The organism is Zhongshania sp. R06B22 (assembly GCF_040892595.1).
In the GTDB taxonomy this organism is placed as follows: domain Bacteria; phylum Pseudomonadota; class Gammaproteobacteria; order Pseudomonadales; family Spongiibacteraceae; genus Spongiibacter; species Spongiibacter arctica.
The window spans coordinates 162,735-188,498 of sequence record NZ_JBFRYB010000002.1 but is presented as its reverse complement, the minus strand read 5'-3'; the positions used below and the strand labels follow the sequence as shown (position 1 = coordinate 188,498).

Annotated in this window: 23 protein-coding genes; 10 read left to right on the top strand and 13 right to left on the bottom strand. The window is 49.9% G+C overall.

The annotated features are described in order from the left end of the window. Positions 1-26 precede the first annotated feature (26 nt). On the top strand, positions 27-647 hold the full coding sequence (locus AB4875_RS16715) for a response regulator transcription factor (protein ID WP_368377254.1): 621 nt from the start codon (positions 27-29) through the stop codon (positions 645-647). Here the strand turns inward: AB4875_RS16715 and AB4875_RS16710 are convergent. The 3 genes from AB4875_RS16710 to AB4875_RS16700 are packed head-to-tail and all read right to left on the bottom strand — an operon-like array spanning position 644 to position 4,291. Then, positions 644-973: a YqcC family protein gene (locus AB4875_RS16710; protein WP_368377253.1), complete on the bottom strand. Its 330-nt coding sequence runs from the start codon at positions 971-973 to the stop codon at positions 644-646. The two genes, AB4875_RS16715 and AB4875_RS16710, sit on opposite strands and share 4 nt — an antisense overlap. Before the next feature lie 30 nt (positions 974-1,003). Beyond that, positions 1,004-3,127, bottom strand: a complete 2,124-nt coding sequence (gene dinG, locus AB4875_RS16705; RefSeq protein ID WP_368377252.1) for an ATP-dependent DNA helicase DinG — start codon at positions 3,125-3,127, stop codon at positions 1,004-1,006. Then, on the bottom strand, positions 3,128-4,291 hold the full coding sequence (locus AB4875_RS16700) for a 1-acyl-sn-glycerol-3-phosphate acyltransferase (protein WP_368377251.1): 1,164 nt from the start codon (positions 4,289-4,291) through the stop codon (positions 3,128-3,130). A gap of 529 nt (positions 4,292-4,820) precedes the next feature. On the opposite strand from AB4875_RS16700, the gene AB4875_RS16695 reads away from it, so the two are divergent. The 4 genes from AB4875_RS16695 to AB4875_RS16680 all read left to right on the top strand — a co-directional run bounded on the left by AB4875_RS16695 (position 4,821) and on the right by AB4875_RS16680 (position 9,772). Beyond that, positions 4,821-5,006, top strand: coding sequence for a hypothetical protein (locus AB4875_RS16695; protein ID WP_368377250.1), 186 nt, complete (start codon positions 4,821-4,823; stop codon positions 5,004-5,006). 3 nt (positions 5,007-5,009) lie between these two features. Continuing rightward, positions 5,010-6,491 (top strand): DUF3336 domain-containing protein, encoded by a 1,482-nt coding sequence (locus AB4875_RS16690; protein WP_368377249.1) that lies wholly within the window; start codon positions 5,010-5,012, stop codon positions 6,489-6,491. Beyond that, positions 6,488-7,321 (top strand): alpha/beta hydrolase, encoded by an 834-nt coding sequence (locus AB4875_RS16685; protein ID WP_368377248.1) that lies wholly within the window; start codon positions 6,488-6,490, stop codon positions 7,319-7,321. Before AB4875_RS16690 ends, AB4875_RS16685 begins: the two co-directional genes overlap by 4 nt. A 105-nt stretch (positions 7,322-7,426) precedes the next feature. Next, positions 7,427-9,772, top strand: coding sequence for a 1-acyl-sn-glycerol-3-phosphate acyltransferase (locus tag AB4875_RS16680; RefSeq protein ID WP_368377247.1), 2,346 nt, complete (start codon positions 7,427-7,429; stop codon positions 9,770-9,772). Between the two features lie 54 nt (positions 9,773-9,826). Here AB4875_RS16680 and AB4875_RS16675 read toward each other — a convergent pair whose 3' ends face one another. The 4 genes from AB4875_RS16675 to AB4875_RS16660 are packed head-to-tail and all read right to left on the bottom strand — an operon-like array spanning position 9,827 to position 13,955. After that, the gene (locus AB4875_RS16675; protein WP_368377246.1) at positions 9,827-10,645 is read right to left on the bottom strand and encodes an SDR family NAD(P)-dependent oxidoreductase; all 819 of its coding nucleotides are present in this window, start codon (positions 10,643-10,645) and stop codon (positions 9,827-9,829) included. Positions 10,646-10,673: 28 nt separating this feature from the next. Further along, positions 10,674-11,615: an alpha/beta fold hydrolase gene (locus AB4875_RS16670; protein WP_368377245.1), complete on the bottom strand. Its 942-nt coding sequence runs from the start codon at positions 11,613-11,615 to the stop codon at positions 10,674-10,676. Then, complete coding sequence (locus tag AB4875_RS16665; RefSeq protein WP_368377244.1) at positions 11,612-12,478, bottom strand: SDR family NAD(P)-dependent oxidoreductase; 867 nt, start codon at positions 12,476-12,478, stop codon at positions 11,612-11,614. Before AB4875_RS16665 ends, AB4875_RS16670 begins: the two co-directional genes overlap by 4 nt. Positions 12,479-12,488: 10 nt before the next feature. Then, complete coding sequence (locus AB4875_RS16660) at positions 12,489-13,955, bottom strand: flavin-containing monooxygenase (RefSeq protein WP_368377243.1); 1,467 nt, start codon at positions 13,953-13,955, stop codon at positions 12,489-12,491. Between the two features lie 96 nt (positions 13,956-14,051). Between AB4875_RS16660 and AB4875_RS16655 the strand changes: the two genes are divergently transcribed. The 4 genes from AB4875_RS16655 to AB4875_RS16640 all read left to right on the top strand — a co-directional run bounded on the left by AB4875_RS16655 (position 14,052) and on the right by AB4875_RS16640 (position 16,689). Continuing rightward, on the top strand, positions 14,052-14,702 hold the full coding sequence (locus AB4875_RS16655; RefSeq protein WP_368377242.1) for a TetR/AcrR family transcriptional regulator: 651 nt from the start codon (positions 14,052-14,054) through the stop codon (positions 14,700-14,702). Between the two features lie 138 nt (positions 14,703-14,840). Then, the gene (gene nrtS, locus AB4875_RS16650; protein WP_368377241.1) at positions 14,841-15,065 is read left to right on the top strand and encodes a nitrate/nitrite transporter NrtS; all 225 of its coding nucleotides are present in this window, start codon (positions 14,841-14,843) and stop codon (positions 15,063-15,065) included. Positions 15,066-15,293: 228 nt separating this feature from the next. Then, entirely contained in the window at positions 15,294-15,665 is a 372-nt protein-coding gene (locus tag AB4875_RS16645) for a YajD family HNH nuclease (RefSeq protein ID WP_368377240.1), read from the top strand. A gap of 31 nt (positions 15,666-15,696) precedes the next feature. After that, on the top strand, positions 15,697-16,689 hold the full coding sequence (locus tag AB4875_RS16640) for an alpha/beta fold hydrolase (protein WP_368377239.1): 993 nt from the start codon (positions 15,697-15,699) through the stop codon (positions 16,687-16,689). Between the two features lie 177 nt (positions 16,690-16,866). On the opposite strand, the gene AB4875_RS16635 is transcribed toward AB4875_RS16640, so the two are convergent. Together AB4875_RS16635 and AB4875_RS16630 are read right to left on the bottom strand one after the other, a co-directional pair. Next, positions 16,867-18,024 carry an iron-containing alcohol dehydrogenase gene (locus tag AB4875_RS16635; protein WP_368377238.1) on the bottom strand — a complete coding sequence of 386 codons (1,158 nt, stop codon included), beginning with the start codon at positions 18,022-18,024 and terminating at the stop codon, positions 16,867-16,869. A gap of 36 nt (positions 18,025-18,060) precedes the next feature. Next, positions 18,061-18,759 carry a type 1 glutamine amidotransferase domain-containing protein gene (locus AB4875_RS16630; RefSeq protein WP_368377237.1) on the bottom strand — a complete coding sequence of 233 codons (699 nt, stop codon included), beginning with the start codon at positions 18,757-18,759 and terminating at the stop codon, positions 18,061-18,063. Positions 18,760-18,922: 163 nt separating this feature from the next. Between AB4875_RS16630 and AB4875_RS16625 the strand changes: the two genes are divergently transcribed. Next, positions 18,923-19,858: a LysR family transcriptional regulator gene (locus AB4875_RS16625; protein ID WP_368377236.1), complete on the top strand. Its 936-nt coding sequence runs from the start codon at positions 18,923-18,925 to the stop codon at positions 19,856-19,858. Positions 19,859-19,947: 89 nt separating this feature from the next. Here the strand turns inward: AB4875_RS16625 and AB4875_RS16620 are convergent, their stop codons facing one another. From AB4875_RS16620 to AB4875_RS16605, 4 genes are all read right to left on the bottom strand, one after another. Beyond that, the gene (locus AB4875_RS16620) at positions 19,948-22,218 is read right to left on the bottom strand and encodes a TonB-dependent receptor (protein ID WP_368377235.1); all 2,271 of its coding nucleotides are present in this window, start codon (positions 22,216-22,218) and stop codon (positions 19,948-19,950) included. 82 nt (positions 22,219-22,300) lie between these two features. Further along, positions 22,301-23,695: a parallel beta-helix domain-containing protein gene (locus AB4875_RS16615; protein ID WP_368377234.1), complete on the bottom strand. Its 1,395-nt coding sequence runs from the start codon at positions 23,693-23,695 to the stop codon at positions 22,301-22,303. A gap of 32 nt (positions 23,696-23,727) precedes the next feature. Further along, positions 23,728-24,897: a cytochrome-c peroxidase gene (locus AB4875_RS16610; RefSeq protein ID WP_368377233.1), complete on the bottom strand. Its 1,170-nt coding sequence runs from the start codon at positions 24,895-24,897 to the stop codon at positions 23,728-23,730. Further along, on the bottom strand, positions 24,897-25,574 hold the full coding sequence (locus tag AB4875_RS16605) for a c-type cytochrome (RefSeq protein ID WP_368377232.1): 678 nt from the start codon (positions 25,572-25,574) through the stop codon (positions 24,897-24,899). Before AB4875_RS16605 ends, AB4875_RS16610 begins: the two co-directional genes overlap by 1 nt. Positions 25,575-25,764: the final 190 nt, after the last annotated feature.

Sequence of the window (25,764 nt, the reverse complement as noted above, 5' to 3'; positions counted from 1 at the left end):
AAAACGGTAACGGCAAGGAAGTAACAATGACTATCGAAGCAACTGTGTACCTAGTAGAAGATGACGAAGCCGTGCGAGACTCCCTCCAAATGGTACTAGAATCAGTTGGCCACAAAGTGGCTAGTTACTCACGAGCGGACGCCTTTCTAGAAGATTACAGCACAGAGATGGCAGGTTGTATGGTGCTGGACATTCGTATGCCCGGCATGAATGGCATGGAACTGCAGCGCCAACTCAATACCCGACATTCTATTTTGCCTATTATCTTTGTCACCGGACATGGCGATGTGCCAATGGCTGTAGACGCCATGCAACGAGGTGCAGTGGACTTTGTGCAAAAGCCCTACCGAGAAGAAGAGTTATTAGGGAAAATTCAACAGGCCATCGCCGCTGACACCGAGAATCGTGCTGATCTGGAAGAGAAGCATAAAATTCGGGCTAAATTATCCGATCTTACCCCGCGCGAAACTCAAGTAATGGAACTCATGATCGAAGGCAAGGCAAACAAGGTCATCGCCTACGATCTTGATATCAGTCAGCGTACCGTAGAAATCCACCGAGCGCGCGTTATGGAGAAGATGGGAGTGCGCTCACTGGCCCACTTAGTACGCATGGTTATGGCTGCCGAAGACACTGGCACTCGCTAAGCTTGCTGGCTGCCCAGCAAGGCGTCTACCGCACGCAAGGCAGCCATCAAACCATTCGCAGGCAATTGCGTAGCGCTAAAATACTCTTCGGCCATGGGCGCAATGCCGCTGGCCCTCGGCAAGTCCTGCTGCTGATCGATTAAAAATCGCATCCTCGGAATAAAGATAAACTGCAGCCACTGCGCAAAATTAAGCGTATCCACGGCAAAGGGCTGCTCGCTGCGCAGCGCTGATGGCGGTGGTGCCTCTGCTTGCCAACATCCTATTTGACGCAACTCGGCCTCGATATCGATTAATACCGCTGCAACTTCAAGGCCGTCACTCATCGCTGAATCCGCGCGTAGAAGTCATCCAAATCATTCTATTATCTGCCGATATGGCGGCATCGACGCCAGCATTTTCCGACCGTAGTGCTTAGTCACAATGCGCCGGTCTAAAATAGTAATACGCCCAACATCTGATTCGCTGCGCAACAAACGACCACTGGCTTGTATCAGTTTCACCGCGGCATCTGGCACTGTAATATCCATAAAGGGATTACCGTTATTGCGACTAATCCACTCAGCCAGCGCCTCCTCTACCGGATCTTCCGGCACCGCGAAGGGAATTTTGGCGATTAGCACATGGGAGCAATATTTACCGGGTAAATCCACCCCTTCGGCAAAGCTTGCCAAGCCAAAAATGACACTGCCGTCGCCCTTATCTAAACGCGCTCGATGTTGACTAAGAATCTCATGCTTGGGCAGGTCATCTTGGGCAAGAATACGTTGCTGCCATTCCGCCGGCATACCCTCTCGGACCGCGCGCAACTGCTTGCGAGATGAGAACAGCACCAAGTTCCCAGCCGAGGGCGCCATCAGCTCTGGCAACATTTCTATTAACGCGGCGGTATGCGCCTCTGCATTGCCCGCATCGCAACTCATGGCCGGCACATACAATTCACCGGCCTCGGCGTGGGCAAACGGACTCGGCACCACTTCAAAGCTGGCATCAACATCTAGACCCGCACGCATACTAAAGCGATTGAAGCTGCCTAGCGCAGTGAGTGTTGCCGATGTCAGCACCGCCGCGTAGCAACGTGACCACAGGGCCGATTTAAGTGCATTGGCCGCCAGTATTGGACTGGCGTTTAGCTCAATATCAAACAATCCCTGGCCAGTTTCTACCAAGGCCATCCAGCGTGCATTGGGCGGTTTTTCTTGACGCGCATCACTGGCATAAGAGCGCCATAACGCACAGGCGTTCTCGGCACGAAAACGCGCAGAGGATACCGTCGCCAACCACTGTTCGGTAACTTCTCGGCTAGCCATGAGTTGGTTGCCATCCAAGCTGTCCTGAAAGGTATCAATAAGCTTTTCAGCCTGTTGAATCACGCCACTGAAGCCCCCAACCATATTCTTAGCATGGGCCGCTAAATCATCCGGCACTATACCTTCTGGGAACCGAACGCTCTTTGTACCCTGACGCTCTTCCGCGCTGTCTAACAAGCCTTCTAATATGGGCCGCAGCGGGTCCAAGCCCCGCCGCACCGCAATCAGCTGCGACAGCAAGCTCTCCAGCCCGCCTCGCGCACTTACATCCATGGCCGGCACAGCAATCATCGCCGCCAAGGCGCGCTCAATTTGTTCCAACCAGCGCTCGGTCGCGGCCAAGCGAAAGTTCGCACTGAAATGGTTAATGACCTTATCTGGCAAGTGATGCGCTTCATCAAAAATATAGATGCAGTCTTCAGGGGGTGGCAGAATGGCACCGCCGCCCAAGGCGAGATCAGCCAGGACCAGATCGTGATTTGCCACAATCACATCGGCCTGCGTCAGCGATTCTCGGGCTTTAAAAAAGCTACATTGTTTGACATGACTGCAGCGCCGACCAGTGCATTGAGCATGATCGGTGGTAACCCTCGCCCACTTATCGTCAGCAATAACCGTGTTCCAGTCGTCGCGGTCACCGCCCCATTTACCAGTCGCCATCTTCTGCGCAAAATCAGTGTACAAAGACAGGCTTTCGGCATCTGGCGCCGCCATATGCTCATCCACATACAGCGGTAAGACCTTGGCATCTGCGCCCGACAGCAACTGATCTAATTTCGACAAACAGATATAGCGCCGCCGACCTTTAGACAAACTCACCGTAAAGTGCAGGCCGCTATTGGTGAGAATATCAGGCAGATCGCGGTAGATAATTTGTTCTTGCAGAGCGACGGTTGCGGTAGAAATAACTAGTGTCTTATGACTCTGTTTCGCGATTGGAATCGCCGCAACCGCATAGGCTAAGGTTTTGCCGGTACCGGTGCCCGCCTCGACCACACAGAGGTGATCACCACCACCGCGCTGAAATTCTTGATTGCGCTTTATACCACCCAACACTCTGGCGATATGAGCAATCATCAAGCGCTGGCCGTAGCGAGGCCGCAGCTTTTTTACGTCTAGGAATTGTCGATAGGCATCCTGAATCGCTTTTTTAAGCGCGTCAGTGAGCACCTAAACGATCTCTTCTATTGCCCGCAAATCCCGACTGCGCAATTGATTGCGCACTGGGTTAGCGTATATCTCCATCGCCTTAACACGATACTCCTGCGGGATGTTTTCGAAGTGCCTGTCGAAATCGGCGATATCAGCATCGCTAATGTCTGGCACCCGCAACTCACGCCAGCTTTCATCATTGTATAGCCGCGTATACGCTAGCACATTGCTCGCATGCAGGCGGTACTGATCAATAATTGCCTCGTCTAACTGCGCCGCCACCATTGCTGCGTCGGCGAACTCCCCTTTGAGGGGCGCACCAAAGCTAACGTGAACATCGCCTTTATTACCCAGCACGCCAATACCAATATTTTTTAAATCCTCATGCTCCGCTTTTAAATAGGCACCATCGCGTTCAACCTGCACCAACTCTTGGGCCTTGGCGGCATCCAGGGGGTCCCACTCATATGAAATAGCAACCGGGACAATATTTAACTGATTGATATAGTCAGAAAAGCTCTCGTCTGGCTTTTTCTGAGCCATACCAATCATCTTTATAACCGCTGCCTCGGTGGCATCATTGCCATCTTTAGCGCGCCCTTCGCGCTGGGCAATCCAAATAGAGCTGCGCTCTTCCAATAATGAAAACCGAATATAGTTGGCCAATTGCCTAAACGCCGCCAGCATCTGCCGAGGACCGCGGGCAGAGCGCTGCACAATAAAGCTCTTATTGAGACGCATCAGATCAGCGGCAAAGGGTTTAGAAAGTAGATTGTCGCCAATGGCGATACGCACGGTATCTCGCTCGTGATGATAGAGGGCGTAGTTCACAAAGGCCGGATCGAGAGCAATATCGCGATGGTTGCTAATAAACAAATACGCTGCGCTCGAACCCAAAACCTCAAGTCCAGACACAGTGAAACTGGAGGTATGATCCTCGATCATCGTGTCCATATAACGCTTAATGACGTGCTGAAAATCCGCCACCGTCGTTACGTCCTTGAGTTCACGCCGCAGATACCAGGTGATAACTGGTCGCACCAACCATGGCAGGTAGCGATTTAAGGTCGGAATGCGCAGATTCGCAACGATATTCAACAACTCTGGATCTCGCAACAACTTGGCTAGCACCGGCACAACTTCATTGTCGTGGTATGGCCGGATCTCAGCGAAGTCATCCATTGGTTTGTGCTCTCAACAATATAAAGGGGCGTACAATAAAGGATTCAGTCGCAATCGTCATCTGCCTAGCACAATCGCGAAGGCCCTAAACATTGAATATCCCCGCAAAATATCTTAAAAGCCGCGCATAGTCATGCATCGCCGCGCCATCAACGCTTAGACGGGGCTGCGATATTGGCTGCACTTAATGCTATGAGGGCGAATAGGACAAGTAACGCGCGCCAAGCACCCTCTAGTCTAGAAAAAAGCCGACGGCACAAAATATGCTTACCCCATAAGAGGGAGCAAATGCGGCCGAAAACAGCCTGCCATCAAATTCAAAGCGACCGATCATCTAAGAACAATGACCAGCAGAGCATCATTGCAGGAGATTGATATTGTTAAGACGGGAAATAACACTGACAATAGTAGGGCTATAAGTGCAAGCAAAAATGATGCTTTGTCTTAGCCCTGAAGATCGTCACGCTGCCATAAATGGAATATTTACAATGCGTTTTTTCAGGTGCAAAGAAATATAGGCCCGCAAAACATGACAATGCTAGCTCATGCTGAGGGTCCAAGCAGTTCTTCGCTGAACGACAAGGAGCTAATCTCCCTCGACATAATCCGCGCCAAAAACATCATTGCCGACGGATCATATTTCTTTGACTGCCGAATTAAAGCCTGTAATAAATTTAATCTCCCTAACGATAACGACGCTGACCGGAGCGAATAAAACATGTCCCGACGCAAAGACGTAATCGACCAAGAATTAGACAACGCAGAAACCTATGAGCAATGGAAGGCCGCGGCAATGCGCAGCGACCAGAAGAGCGGTCTTGATTATTGGAAAAACGTAGACCGAAGTGGTCTATATGATTTTAAGTCTATTCGACAGCGCCTAGACCGACTCCGTGACTTACGTGCAAAAGGCGACAACCACGGTCTGATGTTTTCGCTGAACGAAGGTATTCACGGCAATATGGCCGGTATGGGCCGCTCAAGCCTTTACAAAAAAGCGCGTTTTGGCACCAAAAGCCTGATCGTCGAATACATAGAAGAAATCGGTTCAGCCTTACTATACTTAGCCAGCGACAGGACCGAGGATATTCCGCTTGAAGAAAAGTTCGAATTCTTTCAGCGCGCCAGTCACTGCTTTGGTCGTTCCGCTCTAATGTTAAGTGGCTCAGGCACCCTGCTGTATTTCCACCTTGGGGTGGTAAAGGCACTGTGGGAACAGCAGCTACTGCCACCTATTATTTCCGGCTCTAGTGGTGGCGCCCTCGTGTCCGCGCTAGTGGGCACCCACTCCCGAGCCGACCTAGCTAAAATTTTTACACCAGAATACATCAGTATCGAAGTAGCCAAAGATGCCAGCAAGCTCGCCAATCTCAATATATTTAAACGCGCGGCAATATCCCCTGAAGCGGCTGCAGAATTATATGAACGATTAATACCAGACCTGACATTCCAAGAGGCATTCCATCTAACCGGGCTGCAAATCAATGTGTCGGTGGCCCCCGCTGAAAAACACCAATCGTCTCGATTGCTCAACGCGATTGCCTCACCCAATGTGATGATTCGCGAAGCGGTGATGGCATCCTGCGCCTTTCCCGGCGCCTTTCCGCCCGTCACCCTAGCGGCCAAAAATCAACGCGGCGAGCGCCAAGCTTATCTCGCTTCCCAGAAATGGATTGACGGTTCGGTCAGCGACGATATGCCTATAAAACGCGTCGCTAGGCTATACGGTGTCAATCATTTTATTGTCAGCCAAACCAACCCCATTGCACTACCCTTCGTTTCTGAGTCCAAAGATCAGAATAGCTGGGGTATTATGAAACATGCCATGCGCAACACTACCCGCGAATGGCTATTGGCCGGCACTAAACTTATTTCCAAACCCGTGGGTCTCAACCCTAGCCTCAGTAAGTTGGTGAACATGACCAGCTCGGTATTGGCCCAAACCTATACCGGCGATATTAATATTCTGCCGCCGCGTCGCCTCCACAACCCAATGGGTTTGCTGTCAGGTCGCACCACAGAAGAAGCAATGGATATGATTCGAGACGGCGAGCGCGCATGCTGGCCCTATATAGAAACCATTCGCCTCCAAACCAATGTCAGTCATGTCCTTGACCGTATCCTGCGAGATATGGAAATCCGACTGATAAATGATTCAAAACGCTCAAGAACCGAAGTTGCAATGGAAGCTAGCCGATGACACAGCAAAAAAGTCTTTTACGCAGCCGCAACGGTTGCGGTATTTACACCCAAAACTGGCAGCCAGTCGGCACGCCAAAGGCGGTATTAATTCTGGTCCATGGCCTGGCTGAACACAGCAATCGCTATGTCGAAATAGCTAAGTACTTTACGGCCCAGGGTTTTGCCGTTTACGCCCTAGACCACGAAGGCCACGGCCAGTCCCAAGGGCTGCGCGGCTATATAGATAACTTTGACGACTTTCTAACCACCCTTGACGAGTACCGCCAGCAAATTGCCGAGCTACACCCCACGAGCAAGCTCTTTTTGATCGGCCACAGCATGGGCGGCGTGATTTCAAGCGCCTATTTGCTGGAGCATCAAGAACAGGTCGCCGGCTGTATTCTATCGGGTGCAGCCCTGGACACGGGTGGTGCAGTGGGTCCTGTGCAAAGACTGTTGCTGCGCCTACTGTCAATCCTACTGCCAAAGCTACCGATACTAAAATTAGAGGCCAATGACGTCTGCCATGATCCCAAGGTTGTTGAAGCTTATCGCAACGACCCACGCGTGTTCACTGGCAAAATCCGGGTGCGACTGATTACTGAACTATTGCGTACAGCTGACCGTGTACTCAAAAATGCCGCTAGCATCTCTTTACCGATGCTGATTTTACATGGTGGCGACGATAGAATGGCCTCACCCGCGGGTTCAGAAAAACTCTACGCCGGTATTTCCTCCGCGGATAAAACCCTAAAGATTTACCCGGGCCTTTATCACGAAATTTTTCTTGAACCGGAAAAGCATGAAATCTACGCCGAAGTACACACTTGGTTAGAGCGGCAATTATAAAGATGGGTAATATGCTTTTTAAATAACACGGCACGGGGTCGATAAGAACGCGCCCCATATTAGTAGTGATAATCTCTCGGTATATAGTACTAAAGGAATAGCAATATGCAGGAAACTCGCAATAATCCCTGGCCTGACAATATTACGGGGCCGGTGGTTTTCATCGTAGACAGCATCACCCGAACTGAAAAACGCCTACTAGAAGAGGCTATCCGCGAGAACAAACCCGCAGGCGCAAGCTACCATGTCGTTCATCGCCAATTACGAGAAGTGCGGCGCCACGGACAGGGCTCGAACACCCAGCTGTCAGAACTGACCAAATCAAATCAAAACCCCTACTTTGTGCCCGTGCGAGTGAGCTGGAAAACCCGCACGCCTCGGGATATGCAAGGGGTGTCACTACGAGATTTAGTGACCGGCAATCGTGAATACCCCGGCTGGTTTCAACAGCAACTCAGGCTGCGCAAGGACCGCAACAGCTACAGCATTACCGTTGGCAATGGCGCCAGTCTCGCGCAGCTAAACGAGGCCTGTGTTCACCATGTTCGCAAGCACGGTGGCGACGAGAATCTTGTTAAGTTTATTGATCGCTCGGCTTTTTTAGCCCTAGAAAAAAATGAACGCCATATCAAAGGCGCGCGCTACAAAATTCCCCAGTTACTCTCAGACGAAGTCATTCGCAAGCCCTCTGTCATCAAAGCCCTCACTAAGATTAGCGAGTCTAGCGGCCGCTCGATGGACAGCTTGATCAAAGAGGCAAAACTTTGCCTAGACGAAATGTCGGCAAAACCGACCGCTCTCGGTACTGACCTTGCCGCCGCCTTAGGCCGCTTCATGTACACCCGCGGTTTTGACAAAGACATTGATTACGCGGATGGCGATATCGAGCGCATCCGCAAACTACTCACCGAAAAACCGGTCGCGTTTCTATTCACCCACAAATCGCATATCGATGGTTTTTTACTGATGACCATCTTTCACGACCAGAATTTAACACCGCTACACCTCTTCGGGGGCATCAATATGAACATGCCCGGAATAGGCCCAATACTCCGCCGATCTGGCGCTATTTTTATTCGTCGCAGCTTCCAAGACGACGCCGTCTACAAGGTCGTATTTAAAAACTATATCGACTACCTCGGTGAAAAACGCTTCCCATTAATGTGGGCGCTAGAGGGTACACGCTCCCGCACCGGCAAATTAATGCCCCCGCGCTTCGGCTTAATCAACTATGTGGTTAGCGCGCATATGCGTGACGACGCCCCTGACCTGTTACTGATGCCAGTCTCCATTACCTACGACCAAGTACCTGAAGTTGCTGACTACGACGCCCTGCAGGCCGGCGGTAAAAAACGCCCCGAGTCGACCTCGTGGTTTATGGAATACATCAGTGGTCTAAAAAACCCTCATGGCAAAATCCATGTGCGTTTTGGGGAAGGTGTCACTATCAGTGAACACCTAGACCTTAGCAGTCCGGCGCCGCAAACCAGAGACATTCAAAAAATCGCCTTCGAATTAGCGGTTGACGCCAACAATGCCACGCCAATCACCGTTAACTCTTTAATCTGCTATGTCATTCTTGAACACGGCCACAAGGCCATCACGTTTAGCGAGCTAAATGCCGATATCCAAGCGCTGCTGGAGTTAATCAATAAGCTGGGCTTCGCGGCCACCAACGACGTCAAAAACCTCGATGACGCGGGCATCAAAAAATGCCTGCAACAACTCGGCACAACCGGTGTCATCAATATTTTCAACGACGGTATTGAATCTGTTTATATGCTGCCCGCTGGCGCGGGTCGCACCGCGGCCTACTATCGCAATGGCTTGATTCACTTTTTCATCACCAGCGCTATTGCCGATATGGCACTGCTTGCTGTTAACAAAACCGGTGACGAAGCCATTACCCAATTCCACGACGAAGCACTCAAACTGCGAGAGATGTTCAAATACGAATTTTTCTTCGAAGGCTCAAGCGCTTTTATCCTGCTGCTGGAACGCGAACTTGAACAACGCGCACCAGACTGGCGGAACAGCGTTATACAAGGGGCCAAACCCACGCGGAAATTGCTGGCTGGTATTACGCCCATTTTAGGACACGGCACCCTCCGGCCGTTTATAGAAGCCTACCTAGTGTTGGCAAGGGCTTTGCGGATGCAAGCCGAGGGTGAAATTAGTGATCCAAAGCAACTTATCAATCACGCATTAACCCTGGGCAAGCAGCGCGTTCTGCAAAAGCGAATCCATTGCGAAGAGTCGGTATCCGGCAGCTATTTTGAAAACGCGATTAAAATAGCGGACAACCAGAATTTATTGAAAGCTGGAGGCGACGCGGTGGATGGCAGGCAACGCTGGCTAGAAGACCTACGAGAAATTTCTGCCAACGTGCGTTTTTTGGCGTCGATGGCCGACGCCAAACGCCTGCAGATACGCACTCAACTGGAAAAATAATATATCCCCGTATTAACCCACCGCGCCGAAAGGCGCGGTGGGTTAATACGCCACTCAACGTATCGCAATCCCGCGCATCCGCATAAGCCAGCGTACAACGCTCACGTAGCCTGAGGGCATAAGTCGAGCGAGTATATCTTGCACGCGGCCATCGCTAATAAAAATACGGCCAACATTTTTCTGTACTCCGCGCAAAATTATATTGGCCGCAGCTGATGGCTGCGTGCCCTTTTGCAACTCGGCATGAAAGTGTTTTGTACTGCTGTTGTGGTGATCGGCATTAAGTGTGATGTTGGTGGCCACTGCACCGGGATGAACTGTATGCAGGGTAAGATTATGGATGCCACGGATACGGTGCTCGGCACGCAAGCTATCGGTGAAGCCGCGCACCGCAAACTTGGTTGTGCAATACGGCACCAGATAGGGCAAGGCTAAAATACCTTGCGAGCTAGAGAGATTAACAATGGCGGCCTCTGGGCGACTCAGTAGATGCTGATAGCAGCGCTGAGTGGTGTGAATAACACCCCAGTAATTGATATTGGTTATTTTCTCAAAGTCCTGCTCACTGGCTTCCCCAAAAGTGAGGTCACCTAGGGCAATACCTGCATTGTTGATTAAGAGATCAATGTGTCCAAAGTGAGCAATCACATTGTCGACGAAGACGTTGATGGCGCCCTTATCGCCCATATCCACTTGCTCGCTATAAAAGTCTGCCTTGATCTCTGCGAGCTTAGCTTCGCTGGCCTCCCGATTAGCAATATCGCAGAACGCGACTTTGGCGCCGCGCCGCGCAAGCTCCATCACTAAGTGATGACCAATACCATCGCCACCACCGCCGGTAACGATGGCAACCTTATCCTTAAATGTTTTCATGCTTGCTGCCTATTAGAGAGAACGATATTTACTGATGCTTGGCGATAAAATCCAGAACATCGCGGGAACTACCTGAGGCATCTTCTAGCATCGGCATATGCCCGAGTTCTGGATAAGTGATGAGTTGCGCGCCAGGAATGCCCTGCCTCCATACTTCAGCGCTGCTGATGTCCAACAGACGGTCGCGCTCACCCCACAGCAGCAACACCGGCACACCAAACTCAGAGAGCCGCGTGTCGAGCATGTCGACGTCATGGAAGTCGTGAAAAATACGCGCCAGTGATTCACGCCGCGCAATATAGTCGTCCGCCATATAGTCCAATATCATTCGTGGCAACCAAGGCGGCTGCGACATGGTCATGGCGTAGAAGGTGTCAAACTCCTCACGGCTGCTCATCTCAAATGGATTGCGGCCGAGGGCGCGCATCCGCTCCATATCACTGGTATTTGGCGCTACCACCCCCGCAGGATCGATCAGCGTCGCGCTCCGCACCCGCTCTGGATGGTGCAGAGCAATCTGCGCGGCGATAAAGCCGCCCATCGAATTACCGATGATATGCGCCTTGGCAACACCCAGTGCATCCAGAGCTTGCAGCACACGCTCACCCTGACTCACTGAGTCGTATTTGAGCGCGGGATCAAAGGCCGTTTCACCATGGCCTGGGAGATCTAAGATCAGCACTCGATAACGGTCAGTAAAATGACTGGCAAAGCGCATCCACACGGTCTTTTCTGAGCTGTAGCCATGAAGCATGACCACGGTTTCCGCGCTGTCTTTTGGCCCGCCCTGCCAGCTCATAAGGCGGCTATCGCTGATTTCTATCTCAGCGCGGTGCAGTCCATAGAGCGTGGTTTCAATCTTACTGGCTAGTGCCAACACCTCACCACCAATGCGCGGATAGGTGACGCCAGCCCAGATGGCAAAGCCAATCACTATGCTGATTAGGGCAACAACAAGGGGCTTCTTCATTCTGCATTACCTTCTTTTTCTGACGTAGACAGATCACGCATGGCAGAGGGCTGCGGCGGATAATCGCTGCGGTCGAGAACCTTGCGCATGTCGTGCCATATCAATTTATTTAATAAACGCAGCGGAACCAGATTCGCGCCCAGCCAAGTCTTAAAGGAATCCCGGCCGTACACAATTTTGGGTGTGCCGCGGCGAATACCACGGATCACGTGGCGAACAATTTGCTCGGGCGGCGTTGACAGGTATTTGTCTGAAAATGCCTGATGCTGGGGCATATTGGCAATATTGGTAGCAATGCCGCCCGGGTGCACAAGATGCACGCTGATTGGGCTGTCATGCAACTCGACCATAAGCGACTCGGTGAAGCCACGCACGGCAAACTTAGAGGCACTGTATTCACTATTATTGGGTGGGCCGATAAGGCCGAAAATACTAGACACATTAACCACTGCACCCTCGCCATTCTCAATCAACTGGGGCAGAAAAACTTGGGTGCCGTGCACTACCCCGTAGAAGTTGATGCCCATCACCCGTTCAATTGTGGCAAGTGGCGTCGCCCACACCGGCTTTCCAGCACCCGAGATACCGGCGTTATTAATAATCACATGGGCGTTACCCAAAACACTTTTCACTTCATCTGCAAAACCTGCCATCGCCGCCCGGTCTGCCACATCAAAGGTGGCGGTATAAAGCTCTACTTCACCGGCCTCGCGCAGTAGCTCAACGGTTTCAGCAAGGCCTGCGCTGTCGTAGTCGTTAAGGGCTAGCCGCGCTCCAAGTTTGGCAAATTCCAGCGCATAGGCGCGGCCCATACCCGAACCCGCACCCGTGACAACCACAATCTTATTTTTAAAGTTATTCATGTCATCAGTCTCAATTCATTAGGTGGTGTTTTGATTTGAAGCGGCTGGCAAGCCGACGATAGGTGAAACTAAAACCGGGGAACATGGCAATAACGTGGCCACTTTTACTCTGATACCAGCTCGTGCAACCGCCCCACTTCCAAACCGTTTTTTCCATTTCTGAATGCACCATTTGGGTGTACTCAGCTTCGGCTTCGGGCCGCACCTCAATGGATTGCTTACCGGACTTATCCAGCTCGGCAATACTGTCGGTGATGTACTTCATTTGCGATTCAATAATAAAAATTGCCGAGGTGTGGCCGATACCAGTATTGGGACCGGTGACAACAAAGAAATTAGGGAAAGCCGGAATGGCAGTGCCGAGGTAGGCCCGCGGAAACGCTTCCCAGACCGAGGCGAGGCTCACGCTGTCTTTACCAATCACCGGATAGGAGATAACACCATCGGTAGCGTCATAGCCGGTAGACCATACAATCAGATCTACATCAATCTGCTGCCCCTGGCTTGTCAGTATGCCGTTCTCATTAACCGCCGCAATACCATCCTGCTTGTCATGCACCGTTACATTTTTTTGAGACAGCGCGGGATACAAGGTACTTGAGAGGATGATCCGCTTGCAGCCGATGGTGAAATCCGGCGTCAGCTTTTTGCGCAGCAGCGGATCTGCGACTTGTTTTTCAAGATGCTTCAGGGCAACACGACCACCAACCAAATGAAGCATTGTTTTTGAATACTTGAAGCCAATAACACGAGCCTCCAAGCCCCAGTAGATCGCCCAGCGTAGGGCCTTGTAGAGTGGTTTGATACCAAGCAGCTTGCGCTGCCATGATGAAAACTTGCGATCTGGCCGCGGCAATACCCAATGCGGGCTGCGCTGAAATACATGCAGTTCACCGACCTCTGCCGCAATCGCGGGGATCACCTGGGCGGCACTTGCGCCACTGCCAACAATAGCCACACGCTTACCGCTGTAATCATAAGAATGATCCCAGCTATTGGTATGGAAGCTTTTACCTTTGAAAGTGTCGCGGCCGGGGAAGTTGGGAATGACCGGTGTACTCAAGGGGCCGGACGCATTTATCAGGATCTGCGCCTCAAACGTCCCCGCGGCTTCGGTCTCAAGCACCCAACGCTTGGCAGCGTCATCCCACTGCACCTGTTTCACATTGGCGTTTAGCGTGGTTTTATCGCGCAGGCCATGCTTATCGATCACTTTATTGGTGTAGCGCTCCAACTCATCCTGCTCTGCAAACATTTGCGACCAAGCGTAGGGCTCAGACGAAATAGAATACAAGGGCGACTGCACGTCCACCGCCGCACCCGGATAGCTATTCTGACACCAGGTGCCCCCCATAAAGTCGCGGCGCTCAAGAATCCGAATATCGTTGATACCCTGTTCCTGCAAACGCATCGCGGCGCACTGCCCGCCAAATCCACTACCAATAATGACAACCCGATAACAATGCTTTGCCTGCATATTCTGACTCTCTCTGAGTGCTGAAGCGAAAAACAATTAATGTGACGACGAATAACATCACTTTACTTCTGATGGCGCTTGTCGTCAAATACTCATATGCAAAAAAATGAACAACAAGCAAACCCGGGACGCACCTACGGTGGCGAAAGCGCTGCCGAGCGCCTATCCCGACAACGTCAGCAGTTCATGGATGCCGGCTTAGAACTCTTTGGCACCGTCGGTTACCGCGCCACCACCGTCAGAATGCTGTGCAAGCAGGCCGGTCTCACCGACCGCTACTTCTACAAAACATTTAGTGATACCGAAGATCTATTGGCTGCGGTCTATACGGCGTCGCTAGACCAGATCCAAGCACAGGTCATGGCGGCGATTACCGCCTCAGCAAGCCAGCAGCACCCAGCCAGCCAGATCGATGCCGGCCTTGAGGCATTTTTCACCGCCTTTGAAAATTCCCGAGTGGCTCGCGTATGCTGGCTAGAAGTCCTTGGCGTTAGCCCGCGCATCGACGCAATGTACACAAGTCGCATCCAGCAATTCGCCGATTTACTGCTGTTCCTAGGAAAAGCCATGCAGCCAGATTGGCCTCTACCAAAAGAGGAAACTCGCATCACCGGGATCTCACTGGTAGGTGCGATCAGCCAATCGGCACTGCACTGGTTATTAGAAGACTACCGCTCTCCGCGAACGGTCTTAGTTCGCGTGAATAGCCGCTTGATCCGCGGACTAATCAACCCACTTGTGGATTAATCAATTTAAACGCAAGCTAACACCAGCCGAGGGAATGCCGCGGGGTAAAGGTACAGCCAGCATCGTGGATTGATCTGCCGGCAGAAGCCTTTTTACTGGCACTCAAATTTTACATAACAATAATAGCCGGAATAGCAAATGCTTAAATTTCTCGAAGCCGCTTTACAGCCAAATGTATATCGCACAGCATTTAAGGTCTGCCTACTGGTCGGCACCGTACTGGCACTGATAAATCATAGCTCGGCAATATTCAGCCTTAGCTTAAGCAAGCAGAATATCTTGCAAATTATTCTTACTTATCTAGTCCCTTACAGCGTCTCGACATACTCATCAGTAAAAATTATTTTAAATAGTGATCATTAAGCTACAAACGCTTTTCACCGTTACCACAGTACAGGCTCCACATCTTGTAGCCACCACTGAAAACCATGGCAGATAGATATTGCAATACACAATCTGCAGTTAGACTTAGTATGTTAGTGTTACAACACGCTCTCACAGGCTCTACAGTGATTATTATATCTACTGTACCTGTAAGCTCTGAGCGCTTTTATGGCAATAGAATGTTCATTGAATAAGAGTTTAAAACGTATGAGCACTGAAAAATCAAGTATGAGTAAATATGATCAAGTTCGCGCCGAGCAGATTAAATACAATGCCAAAAGAGAGTCTGGGTATCGCGAAAAAGCCTTAAAAATTTACCCGTGGATTTGCGGTCGTTGTACGAGAGAATTTGACCGCAAGAATCTCTCCGAATTAACAGTGCATCATGTTGATCACAATCATGACAACAACCCAAGTGATGGCAGCAACTGGGAGTTACTGTGTATTTATTGTCATGATGAAGAGCACACAAAATTTGCCAACCATGTGCGATATGGCAGCAGCGCAAAGTCAGAAGTAAAAGCCGCTACATATAGTCCATTTGCTGATTTGAAGGCGAAAATGGAAGCTAAAGAATAAGCTAGCAAGAAACTTGGCCTATGAGGTTTTTATGAAAACGTTGCTATTGGTTTTGGTGTCTGTTCTCACGCTATCTACAATCTCCTATGCTGATGAATCGCCAGTATATAATAAAGAGCTTGACGGCTTTGACTACCCTTTTACCGTCAATACTTTCAACTTCAACTCTCAAAACCAAGACCTAAAAATGCGCTATATGGATATAGGGGACAAAGACGCACAAAAGGTCATTGTCTTACTCCATGGTAAAAACTTTTCAGCGTATTACTGGGAAAGGATTGCCAAAGGCTTACTCCAGAAAAATTATCGGGTCATCATGCCGGATCAGATCGGTTTTGGTAAATCTTCCAAGCCAGCTTATTACCAATACAGCTTTGGCCAACTAGGCTTGAATACTAAATTACTACTAGATAGTTTGAATATCAAAAAATTTGATCTTGTCGGCCATTCGATGGGAGGTATGTTAGCAATTACATTTGCTGCCAATTACAGTACAGCGGTAAATAAGCTCATACTCATCAATCCTATTGGCTTGGAAGACTACAGCCAATATGCAGAACATAAAGACATTAACTTCTTCTATCAGCTTGAGCTTGGCACCACAATTGAAAAAGCCAGACGTTATCAAAAGGCCAATTATTATGATGGCAAATGGTCAAGTGACTACGAGGCACTTTTGAGCCCGCTAAAGGGAATGCTTGCCGGAGAAGACTGGAAGCTTGTTGCCTGGAATAATGCCTTAAGCTACGGCCCCATATTTTCAGAGAACATCGTCGCTAGATTTTCACAAATCGAGAATAAAACATACTTGATTATTGGAACTAGGGATAAAACCGGACCCGGTCGGGCTTGGTTAAAAGAGGGTGTCACCAGAACGCTTGGAGAATATGACAAGCTCGGCAAGAACGCCCAAAGTATGATTAAAGGCTCAACGCTTATAGAGCTAGATGGTCTAGGTCATATGCCGCAATATGAAGACTATCGCAGATTTAGCGAGGCGTTTGATAAAGTCATCAATCAGTAATCGACGGCATTTTTGTCCTTGATTGATCTTTATTACAAATAGCAGTCGCGATGAATTTGAGATCCACGTTTTCAAAAAATCCACTTAAAGTCGACAAATCTCATCCTGTGAAGCCGGAATAAAGCTAATGATAATGGCAAGATCAATGCGAGATTGATCTTGCCATTTATTTTAGTCCTAAAGCGCAGCGACTAAGATTTCACGGCTGACATCGGGCGTAACAGCCTTGTGTTCACCTAATTTCACCATGCCATGCTGAGTGAGCTTTTCGATCAAACCATCAATCTGCGCCTCAGCTAAGTCAACATGAGATAGCCGCGTCGGCACTTGCATGGCGGTAAAGAATTGCTCTGTCAACTCAATAGCACGCTGAATACGCGTATCTTCGTCACCATCAGTTAGATTCCATATACGCTGCGCATACTGCAATAATTTATCACGCTTGGCCTCTTTGCGAATTTTCATCACTGCGGGCAAGACGATGGACAAAGTACGAGCGTGGTCAATGCCGTAGGCACCGGTTAGCTCATGCGCAATCATATGCGTTGACCAATCCTGGGGCACACCGGAACCAATCAGACCATTCAACGCCATGGTCGCCGCCCACATGATATTGCCGCGAACATCTAAATCATTTTTGGTGTCGGCGGCTAGCGCTTTTGGCCCCTCTTCAATCAGAGTGAGCAATAGGCTCTCAGCGAAACGGTCCTGCACTTTGCCATTAACGCTGTAGGTAAGGTATTGCTCCATGGTATGAACAAAGGCATCGACGACACCGTTGCTAATTTGGCGATCAGACAAGGACAGCGTCACTGCCGGATCAAGCACTGCAAACAAGGGCCGCAACAAAGGGCTGCTAAAGGGCAGCTTATTACCGTCACGGGTAACTACCGCGCCGGTATTCGACTCTGAACCCGTTGCCGGTAGAGTTAGCACACAGCCCATCGGCAGTGCCTGCTTGATAGGCTGACCCTTGGCAATAAAGTCCCAGGGATCGTCACCCTCGTACAAGGCCGCCGCGGCGATAAATTTGGTGCCGTCAACAACAGAGCCGCCACCTACCGCCAGCAGATAGTCGACATCGTGCTCACGAATGGAAACCAATGCTTTCATCAAATTGGCGTAGGTCGGATTTGGCTCAATACCCGAAAACTCAAACCAAGTGTGCTCGCTCAATGCCGCAGCAACCTGCTCGTAAACACCATTGGCCTTAATTGAACCGCCACCATAGGTGACTAGCACTTTCGCGTCCTTGGGTATTGCTTTGCTTATCGCCTTAATTTGGCCTTCGCCAAACAGGATTTTGGTCGTATTTTGAAAACTAAAATTTAACATTTATATGTCCTATTGGTTTCAATAGAGAGGGCAGTTCTAAGCCGCCAGAGCTGCTAATAATTTTTCTGCAGCGAGCTCCGAACTTGCTGGATTTTGGCCAGTAATAAGCAGTCCATCTTGCACAGCAAACGCATGCCAGTCAGCTACTTTTTGGTAGTCACCGCCACGCTTAACAAGTTCATCTTCTAAAAGAAAGGGAACCACATCACTTAATTGCACCGCATCTTCTTCAGTATTACTGAAACCTGTTACCGCCTTACCGCTGACAACGTAGTCACCCGCTGCATCTTTAATATTCAAAAAGGCAGCCGTTGCATGGCAGACGGCAGCAACGGGCTTATTGGCGGCTAAAAAGCTTTCAATTAAGGCGATGGATTCGACATTGTCGGTTAAGTCCCACAATGGCCCATGACCACCGGGATAAAATACCGCGTCATAGTCTGCTGCCTTAACGTCGCTCAACTTAGCCGTTTTTGCCAATAAGGCCTGCGACTCAGTATCTTCGTCAAAGCGGCGGGTAGCCACCGTCTGAGCATCTGGCGACTCACTCTTTGGATCAACTGGCGGCTGGCCACCGGCAGGTGAGGCTAGTGTCACGTGAGCACCTGCGTCTACAAAGGCGTAATAGGGCGCGGCAAACTCCTCAACCCAAAAGCCCGTCTTTTCTCCGGTACTACCTAAGTCTGCATGCGAGGTAATTACCATTAACACCTTTTTAGCGTTTGAATTAGTCATGTTTTACGTACTCCTGTAAATCGTGTGCTGGCTCGCCTGATAGCTAGCTCAACTTCTAGATAGCTCGACCTCTATCAACTACCAACAGTGTATTACCCACGGGGCATATCGAACAATACAGACAGAATTGACTACATTAGTAGAAATATTGATACGATAGCCTATGAATCTATCTTTTGAACAACTTAAGAGCATGGTGGTCTTTGCCCAAGTCATTGAGCAGGGCAACTTAACCGCCGCGGCCAAACACATAGGCTTATCCCGCGCGTCAGTCAGCTATCATCTTAAAAAACTGGAGTCTCAGCTGGGGGTGAAGTTGCTCAATCGCTCTACCCGCGCCATCGCCTTAACGGAGGCGGGTGCGGCGTATTATCAGTCTTGCCGCATCATTGCCGAACAAGCGAACATCGCCAATCTGCAGATGGAGAACTTGAAAAATGAGCCCGAAGGTTTATTAAAAATAACCTGTCCAGTGAATGTCGGCTTACAGATGGTGGTGCCAGCACTAAATAATTTTCGCCGCCTTTATCCTAAAATTGAACTCGATGTGATGCTAACCGATGAAGTGGTTAATATCATGCAAGAGGGGATCGACCTCGCCATACGGGGAGCACCGCTGACGGATTCCGGACTGCAAGCGAGCAAGCTGTCCACTTTTCCCACCTGCTTATGTGGCTCGCCAGACTATTTTGCAAAACGCGGCCGCCCAACGACGCCAAGTGACCTCGAAGCGCACGACTGGGTTGTTTATAAACTCACCGCTGGCGCGATTACCCTAAGCAAAGGTAGTCGCTCTTATAGTGTTGCTGTGAAAGGCAGCATTAGCACCAATAACGCAGCGGCTCGCACCGCCTTTATAGAGGGGGGGCATGGCTTAGGTCGCATCCCACTTTATGATGCCTGGCCGAAAATTCAAGCAGGGCTATTAGAAAGGGTACTGGAAGATTATCACTTAAATAACATCGATATTTATGGTGTTTTTCCACCGGGCAGTGCCAGCTCAAAAAAACTGCGGGTATTAATAGATTTCCTTAAAGACTACTTTGATAAGACCGACCGCCAAGCAATGAAAAATATCCGCTTATCGAATAAAGGATAAGATCATAAGCTAGAGCTTCGCCGGTCATGGCGACAGCTACGTCACATTAATGCACACGATCAACTCCGGCGTTAATGAGAGCTAGCAGTTTAAAAAATAACTCTAAAATCGACGCCATAGGTTAAAGGATCAACAATACCAACATGGAAGGTACCGATATCAGTACCTGTTAAACCGCCGGGCTGTGATACACGCTCATTGCCCAGCAAATTTTTGCCCCACAGCGCCATTTCGTAGCCACCACCAGGGGTGTTCCACGCCACTCTTGCATTCAGCAAACTGGTATCGTCGCCATAGCCATTAACGGTATTAAAAAACGGTTGATGGTCTTCGTTCTCCGGCTCGGTGTTTTCTTCATAAATATAGTCAAAATGGAATAACAGCAGGCCGTAGTTAATTTCCGGAGACCAATCCAAAGTCACGGTATATTCCTGCGGGGATGTAGCATTTAGCTGATCAGCGACCACAAATTCGCCCTGTGCGTTGAAATATGACTCGCGGCTAGACTCTTGCTCACGGTAGGTATAAATCAGTCCGAAGCGCAAATTTTCTGTCGCCAGCCAGTCCGCAGTTAGCTCGACACCCTGAATATCTTCATCGGTATTAATAACCGTAGGCACGGCGCCATTACTGTCTGGCGATCGCGACTCTATGGCTTCTTGGCGATCATCAATGATCATTTTAAAAAGAGCCACTTGAGTACGCACTCGCGTATCAAAGAAATCACCTTTTACGCCAAATTCAATATTGCTCACCACCTCAGGATCTAATGGCGCTTCACGAGTCCCGGTATTTAGGGAGTCGTAACCCCCCGACTTATAGCCGGTCGAGTAACTTAGGAAGGTCATCGCGCCATCGGTGATTTGATAGTTGGCGACCAGACGACCGGTAATTTTATCCCAGCTTTCGGATGCGGTTTCTACGCCATCCGAGTTAAAAAAGAAGTTTTCACCCAGCGCCTGCGAGACCACAAAATCAGTCAGCGGCGCGTCCCAACTAAACGACTTTTGATCATTGCTGTAACGCAGGCCGGTGATAATATTCAGTCTTTCGGTAATCGGAAAATCCAGGTCACTAAAGAAACCATAACTTTCGAAATCACCCTCATTGGTCATTCTTTCAGTAACGTAACGACCGGCCACAGCACCACCAAGCAAGGTATTCAACAAACCTTGGGGGATGCCTGCCATACCCGATGCCAGCTCCAGCACCGCGCCATAACTAAAGGTTAAAGCGGTTTGCTGATAAGTATCTTCCTTGCTGTAATTTGCCCCAAACACGGCATCCACCCATGGCAGGGCTACGTTAAATTGCATCTCGAAATAGGCAATATCAGAATCTTCAATATTATTGGTATCTACATAGACTGAATCGTCTGCCGTTGCGTCTTCGTCTTGCAGGTTATAGGTTTCGAAAGCGCGGTAACTGCCGATTAAAGTCATGCTGGTAGTATCTGTGAGGTCATACCACAGCTTACCGGTAAACCCTTGCATCTCTCTGGTTTCACCGCCACCCATAGCATCGGTTTCTAATGTGCGATCTGTTGGGTCGGGAAAGTTTGAGAATTCTTCACTAATACTGAGCCGCGCCTGCGGGCCGTTGTCGACACGATCAATATCGTAGGCGAACTGCATACTCAGCCTATCGTTGGTATCCCAACGCAGCGCCACGCGGCCGAATTGATTATCTTGCTCGCCAGGATCTGGCGCAGCGGGTCCCTTGCTGTCGATGACCGCATCGCGCTGGTTGTGCAGTAAATTAAGCCGCAGAGCAAGATTATCGGCCAGCGGCAAATTACCCATACCCTCAACGCGAAACAAGTTATAACTTCCTAGCTTTGTCATCACAAAGCCTTCAGTTTCCTCTGTGCTCGGTGCATTGGGAATGAAGCTCACCACCCCCGCCGCCGCGTTGCGGCCAAATAATGTCCCCTGCGGTCCTTTTAAAACTTCTACCCGCTGCATATCAGAAAACGGCACGGTGATCGCTGCCCGCGGTAGATAAACACCATCGAGAAAGGTCGCAACCGAAGGGTCGCCGCCGGTGCTGATATTCGAGCTATCAATACCGCGAATCACAAATGAGGACTGGGTGGAGCCACCGCCACGCACACCATCACCCACCTTTAGCCCCGGAATATAAGCCTGAATATCTTCCATATTCAAAGCACCGGTATTTTCTAAATCCTGATTGGTAAAAGTATCGACGGTCACCGGCACCGTCATCGCGCTTTGCTCGCGCTTCTGTGCGGTAACCACAACCTCTTCTAAGGCAAGGTTGTTTACCGCATACGCCGAAGGCGTCCCCAGTACTGCAATACCTATAGCGCAGGCCATGCGACTTCTACTAATGGATTTCATATTACGCCCTCACTCACAAACAAAACGCGCATTGCAATACCCGAACTGCGCATTGCAAATTACAACTTAGCGGCAATCGGTTTTACTTGGTCACGTTCAACATATACTCGGCCACGTCACGACGCAGCTCTGGAGATAAATGTCCCTGTGGCGGCATGGCAGGATAGTCAGTTCGCACTTTATGAGGCGCCGCAATATAGTCAGCAACAGCCTGTATATCATCGCGATAAATCGCTTTAACCGTTAAGGTTGGGGGGCCAATCAAGCGCATATTGTAAGCATGACAGCCAGCACAAATGCCTTGATACAGCAGCTTGGTGCGACCCTCAGTAGTCACCACTTCACTGGGGGCACCACCGGGTATCATCATACTGACAATGTCCGCAGTGTCTTTGCGCTCACACTCACTCCACTTTTTCACCCCAAAGCTGGTGTAGCGTTCGCGATTGATAATGCAATTATCCGGCTCCTGTGCGGAACCCAAATTAGCGAGAATGTCGGGGCCACGACGGCTGAACTGGGTCAACATTAAGGCCTTCACATCAGCGACGGGATCAGCGCCGTTATCGAACATTAAGTTATCAAGGAACACCATGCGATCTGGATTGGGCTCTGAATCTGGGTCACTGGAAATATCGGTGATAAACGCCAGATCGGTAATCACGATACCAGCGGTTTTATTCCCTGAAATAATATTACCCTCAACAATCACGTCGTCGGCGGCCATTACCACAATGCCGATTCCGGCTGGCACTTTAGACACAATTGAACCAGGCGCGCCAAAATTAGCAGTGTTGTTATTGACCACAAAATTATTGCGCAGAATAACGTCGTAGGTCGTCTTGATCGGCAAGCCCGGTGTGATAAACACCAATAGACCCGCGGTATTGTTATGAGCGTAATTGTTCTCTACCAGCGCATGGCGAGTATTTTCTATCTCAATACCCGCAACATTATCAAACACCTCGTTGTGACGAACATCGATGTTGTCGCACATACCCACATAAATAGCAGCGTCTTCAATACCGCTCAAAACGTTGTACTCAATAAGACCGTTTTTACCAAACTGGGGGAAAATACCGTAGACCCCAGTATCGATAACTTTGTTATATCGAATCACAAAATTATTACCGGCTTGGCCCATAACGGCATTACCCTTGTAGCGGGTAATCGTTAACCACTCCACGGTGAAATCGTTGCCCGAGTAGAGGATAGCGTCATTGAGTATGCCCTCCCCGTCCATAACCGGCCACTCACCTTCTACAACGACGCCGCGAATGGTAATGCCGTCTTTATCCACGTAAACACTTTCTTTATAGGTACCGGGATGAACCAGAATGACATCACCGGTGCTGGCTTGATTTACCGCAGCCTGAATGGAGTCGCCGTCCTTTACCGAGATGTCGGCCGCCAGCAAACTTGGCGCGGCGATAATGAGGCCAAGCCACAGCAGTCCCAGTGGGATCATTTTTTTCATTGTTACGCTCCTTGTTTCCAGAGTCTGGATCATTAATGCGTCAGTATTTGGGTAGCCACCGGCTTTAAGCCGGAAGGGACTTTTTGGGGTAGCACAGGCATAAAACTTTGGTCCGTTAAGGTCTTTAAAAAAGCCACTAACAGGTCGAGTTCGCGATCATTTAGATCAGGCTCCCAGATATGCCAGTGCAAACTTAAATGCTCACCTTCTGGCACAGCATGCCCTCGGCCGCCGGTGTAAAACGCCACAGCTTCACGCAGCGTATTAAAACGACCGGAGTGCATGTAAGGCGCTGTTAACTCGATATTCCTCAATGTAGGCACTTTAAAACCACCGCGCTGAGATTCATCGCCGGTAATCGCTTCGACACCAATATCTAGCGGCATACCTTCTGGCTCAGGCGTGCCAATAACGGCAATTTGCTGATTAGTAAACGCCGGAGGAGTATGGCATTCCGCACAGCGAGCGACGAAGGAACGAAACACATTCATCCCATCGATTTCTGGCTGCGTTAGTACCTCATGAAACCCATTGGCATATAGATCATAACGGCTACTTAAGGATATTAAGGATGACTGAAACGCCGCCAATGCGGCGTAAATCTGCTCTAGACTTATCTCACCAGCGCCGCCAAAGGCCTGCTGAAACAAGCCGGGGTAATTCGCGTTCTGCCGTAAACTTGCCAATAGTTGCGCGGGGGTATTCGCCATCTCCACGCTGGAAAACAAAGGCCCCTCAAGTTGTTCTTCCAAGGAAGAGGCCCGCGCATCCCAAAACAGTTCACGCAAAAACCCAACATTCCACAAGGTGGGGGCCGAGCGATGCATTACAAAACCATCTCTGCCGACGCTTCCCGGCAAACCATCGGAAAAGCCCTTTGCGGGTTGATGGCAGGACGAGCACGCCATATCGCCATCGGCCGATAACAGCGGATCAAAAAACAATAAACGGCCGAGATCGATTTCTTGAGCGCTAAAGCCTTCTCTCAGCGGTGGCAGCCCGGTTTTCAAACCACCGACGCCCGAATCTTGCAGCGACCGGTAGCCACTGTAGAAGCTTTGCAGATAACAGCCGCCGTCTCGCTGGTGAAATCCGGCGGGACAAACATCTGTTAATGTCCATTCGCTTGCAGCAACTAGCGGCATTGACACGACACACGTCATCAGCCACAAACTAAGCGGGCCGAACAGTCCACGCATCATTAATCAGCCAGTGATTGAATATATACAATCACGTCATTAGCAATATCATCATCGGGTAAGATCTTACCCATCATGCCCATCTGATAGCCGTAGCGATCTGACTCATCCGCACCACGAACTCCATCCCGAAAGTGATTAAACTGCTTCAATAAATACCAGTCATCAACGCCCGCCAAGGCGGGTGCCTGGAGTAGCTCATTACCCTCTGCAGCAGGTCCATGACAGGAACCACACAAATTAGAATAATAATCCGCGCCGCGCTTAATATTGCCATCCAAGGTTTTGGCAGCGGGCTTGGCTTTGAAAGTAGCGATATAGCCCACAACGGCTTTCACCGCATTATCATCCGGCAGGGTTTTAGCAATCGCCTGCATTTGCGCGCCGTAACCATCTTCTGGATGACTGCCGCGCAAACCGCTCCTAAAGCCCAGTAGCTGGCGCTCCAAATACCAGGTTTGCTGATTGGCTAGAGACGGTGAGCTCAAGGCCACATTACCTTCACCCTGCGCGCCATGACATCCAGCACACGCCACATAAAGGGCCTTGCCGTCAGTAGACGCCGCCTGCTGTAAAGTCTGCCGAGCGTCCGCAGCGGCCGCTTCGCTACTCACATCAGGGGCATTGTCATTACTACATGCCACCAGTAACACACTCAGCAATAACACCAATCGTTTCATTCTGACGATCCTTTTGTCTTCTATTTAATCAATACCACCACTGAACATCACCACGCCCAGTGGCTACGAGGATCAAATTTAGATGGCGCAGAATTACTCTGCTAATAGTTTATATTTGCGTAAGTTACCCAACAACATTGCCTTAAGCAATATGCAAAAGTTGGCAACTTAGCTACATTTCATGAATTTT

Excerpts from the sequence above, each read along its gene's own strand:
- AB4875_RS16715 (WP_368377254.1), top strand. The coding sequence starts at position 27 with ATGACTATCGAAGCAACTGTGTACCTAGTAGAAGATGACGAAGCCGTG.
- AB4875_RS16710 (WP_368377253.1), bottom strand. The coding sequence starts at position 973 with ATGAGTGACGGCCTTGAAGTTGCAGCGGTATTAATCGATATCGAGGCC.
- AB4875_RS16700 (WP_368377251.1), bottom strand. The coding sequence starts at position 4,291 with ATGGATGACTTCGCTGAGATCCGGCCATACCACGACAATGAAGTTGTG.
- AB4875_RS16695 (WP_368377250.1), top strand. The coding sequence starts at position 4,821 with ATGACAATGCTAGCTCATGCTGAGGGTCCAAGCAGTTCTTCGCTGAAC.
- AB4875_RS16690 (WP_368377249.1), top strand. The coding sequence starts at position 5,010 with ATGTCCCGACGCAAAGACGTAATCGACCAAGAATTAGACAACGCAGAA.
- AB4875_RS16685 (WP_368377248.1), top strand. The coding sequence starts at position 6,488 with ATGACACAGCAAAAAAGTCTTTTACGCAGCCGCAACGGTTGCGGTATT.
- AB4875_RS16680 (WP_368377247.1), top strand. The coding sequence starts at position 7,427 with ATGCAGGAAACTCGCAATAATCCCTGGCCTGACAATATTACGGGGCCG.
- AB4875_RS16675 (WP_368377246.1), bottom strand. The coding sequence starts at position 10,645 with ATGAAAACATTTAAGGATAAGGTTGCCATCGTTACCGGCGGTGGTGGC.
- AB4875_RS16670 (WP_368377245.1), bottom strand. The coding sequence starts at position 11,615 with ATGAAGAAGCCCCTTGTTGTTGCCCTAATCAGCATAGTGATTGGCTTT.
- AB4875_RS16665 (WP_368377244.1), bottom strand. The coding sequence starts at position 12,478 with ATGAATAACTTTAAAAATAAGATTGTGGTTGTCACGGGTGCGGGTTCG.
- AB4875_RS16660 (WP_368377243.1), bottom strand. The coding sequence starts at position 13,955 with ATGCAGGCAAAGCATTGTTATCGGGTTGTCATTATTGGTAGTGGATTT.
- AB4875_RS16655 (WP_368377242.1), top strand. The coding sequence starts at position 14,052 with ATGCAAAAAAATGAACAACAAGCAAACCCGGGACGCACCTACGGTGGC.
- nrtS (WP_368377241.1), top strand. The coding sequence starts at position 14,841 with ATGCTTAAATTTCTCGAAGCCGCTTTACAGCCAAATGTATATCGCACA.
- AB4875_RS16645 (WP_368377240.1), top strand. The coding sequence starts at position 15,294 with ATGAGCACTGAAAAATCAAGTATGAGTAAATATGATCAAGTTCGCGCC.
- AB4875_RS16640 (WP_368377239.1), top strand. The coding sequence starts at position 15,697 with ATGAAAACGTTGCTATTGGTTTTGGTGTCTGTTCTCACGCTATCTACA.
- AB4875_RS16635 (WP_368377238.1), bottom strand. The coding sequence starts at position 18,024 with ATGTTAAATTTTAGTTTTCAAAATACGACCAAAATCCTGTTTGGCGAA.
- AB4875_RS16630 (WP_368377237.1), bottom strand. The coding sequence starts at position 18,759 with ATGACTAATTCAAACGCTAAAAAGGTGTTAATGGTAATTACCTCGCAT.
- AB4875_RS16625 (WP_368377236.1), top strand. The coding sequence starts at position 18,923 with ATGAATCTATCTTTTGAACAACTTAAGAGCATGGTGGTCTTTGCCCAA.
- AB4875_RS16620 (WP_368377235.1), bottom strand. The coding sequence starts at position 22,218 with ATGAAATCCATTAGTAGAAGTCGCATGGCCTGCGCTATAGGTATTGCA.
- AB4875_RS16615 (WP_368377234.1), bottom strand. The coding sequence starts at position 23,695 with ATGAAAAAAATGATCCCACTGGGACTGCTGTGGCTTGGCCTCATTATC.
- AB4875_RS16610 (WP_368377233.1), bottom strand. The coding sequence starts at position 24,897 with ATGATGCGTGGACTGTTCGGCCCGCTTAGTTTGTGGCTGATGACGTGT.
- AB4875_RS16605 (WP_368377232.1), bottom strand. The coding sequence starts at position 25,574 with ATGAAACGATTGGTGTTATTGCTGAGTGTGTTACTGGTGGCATGTAGT.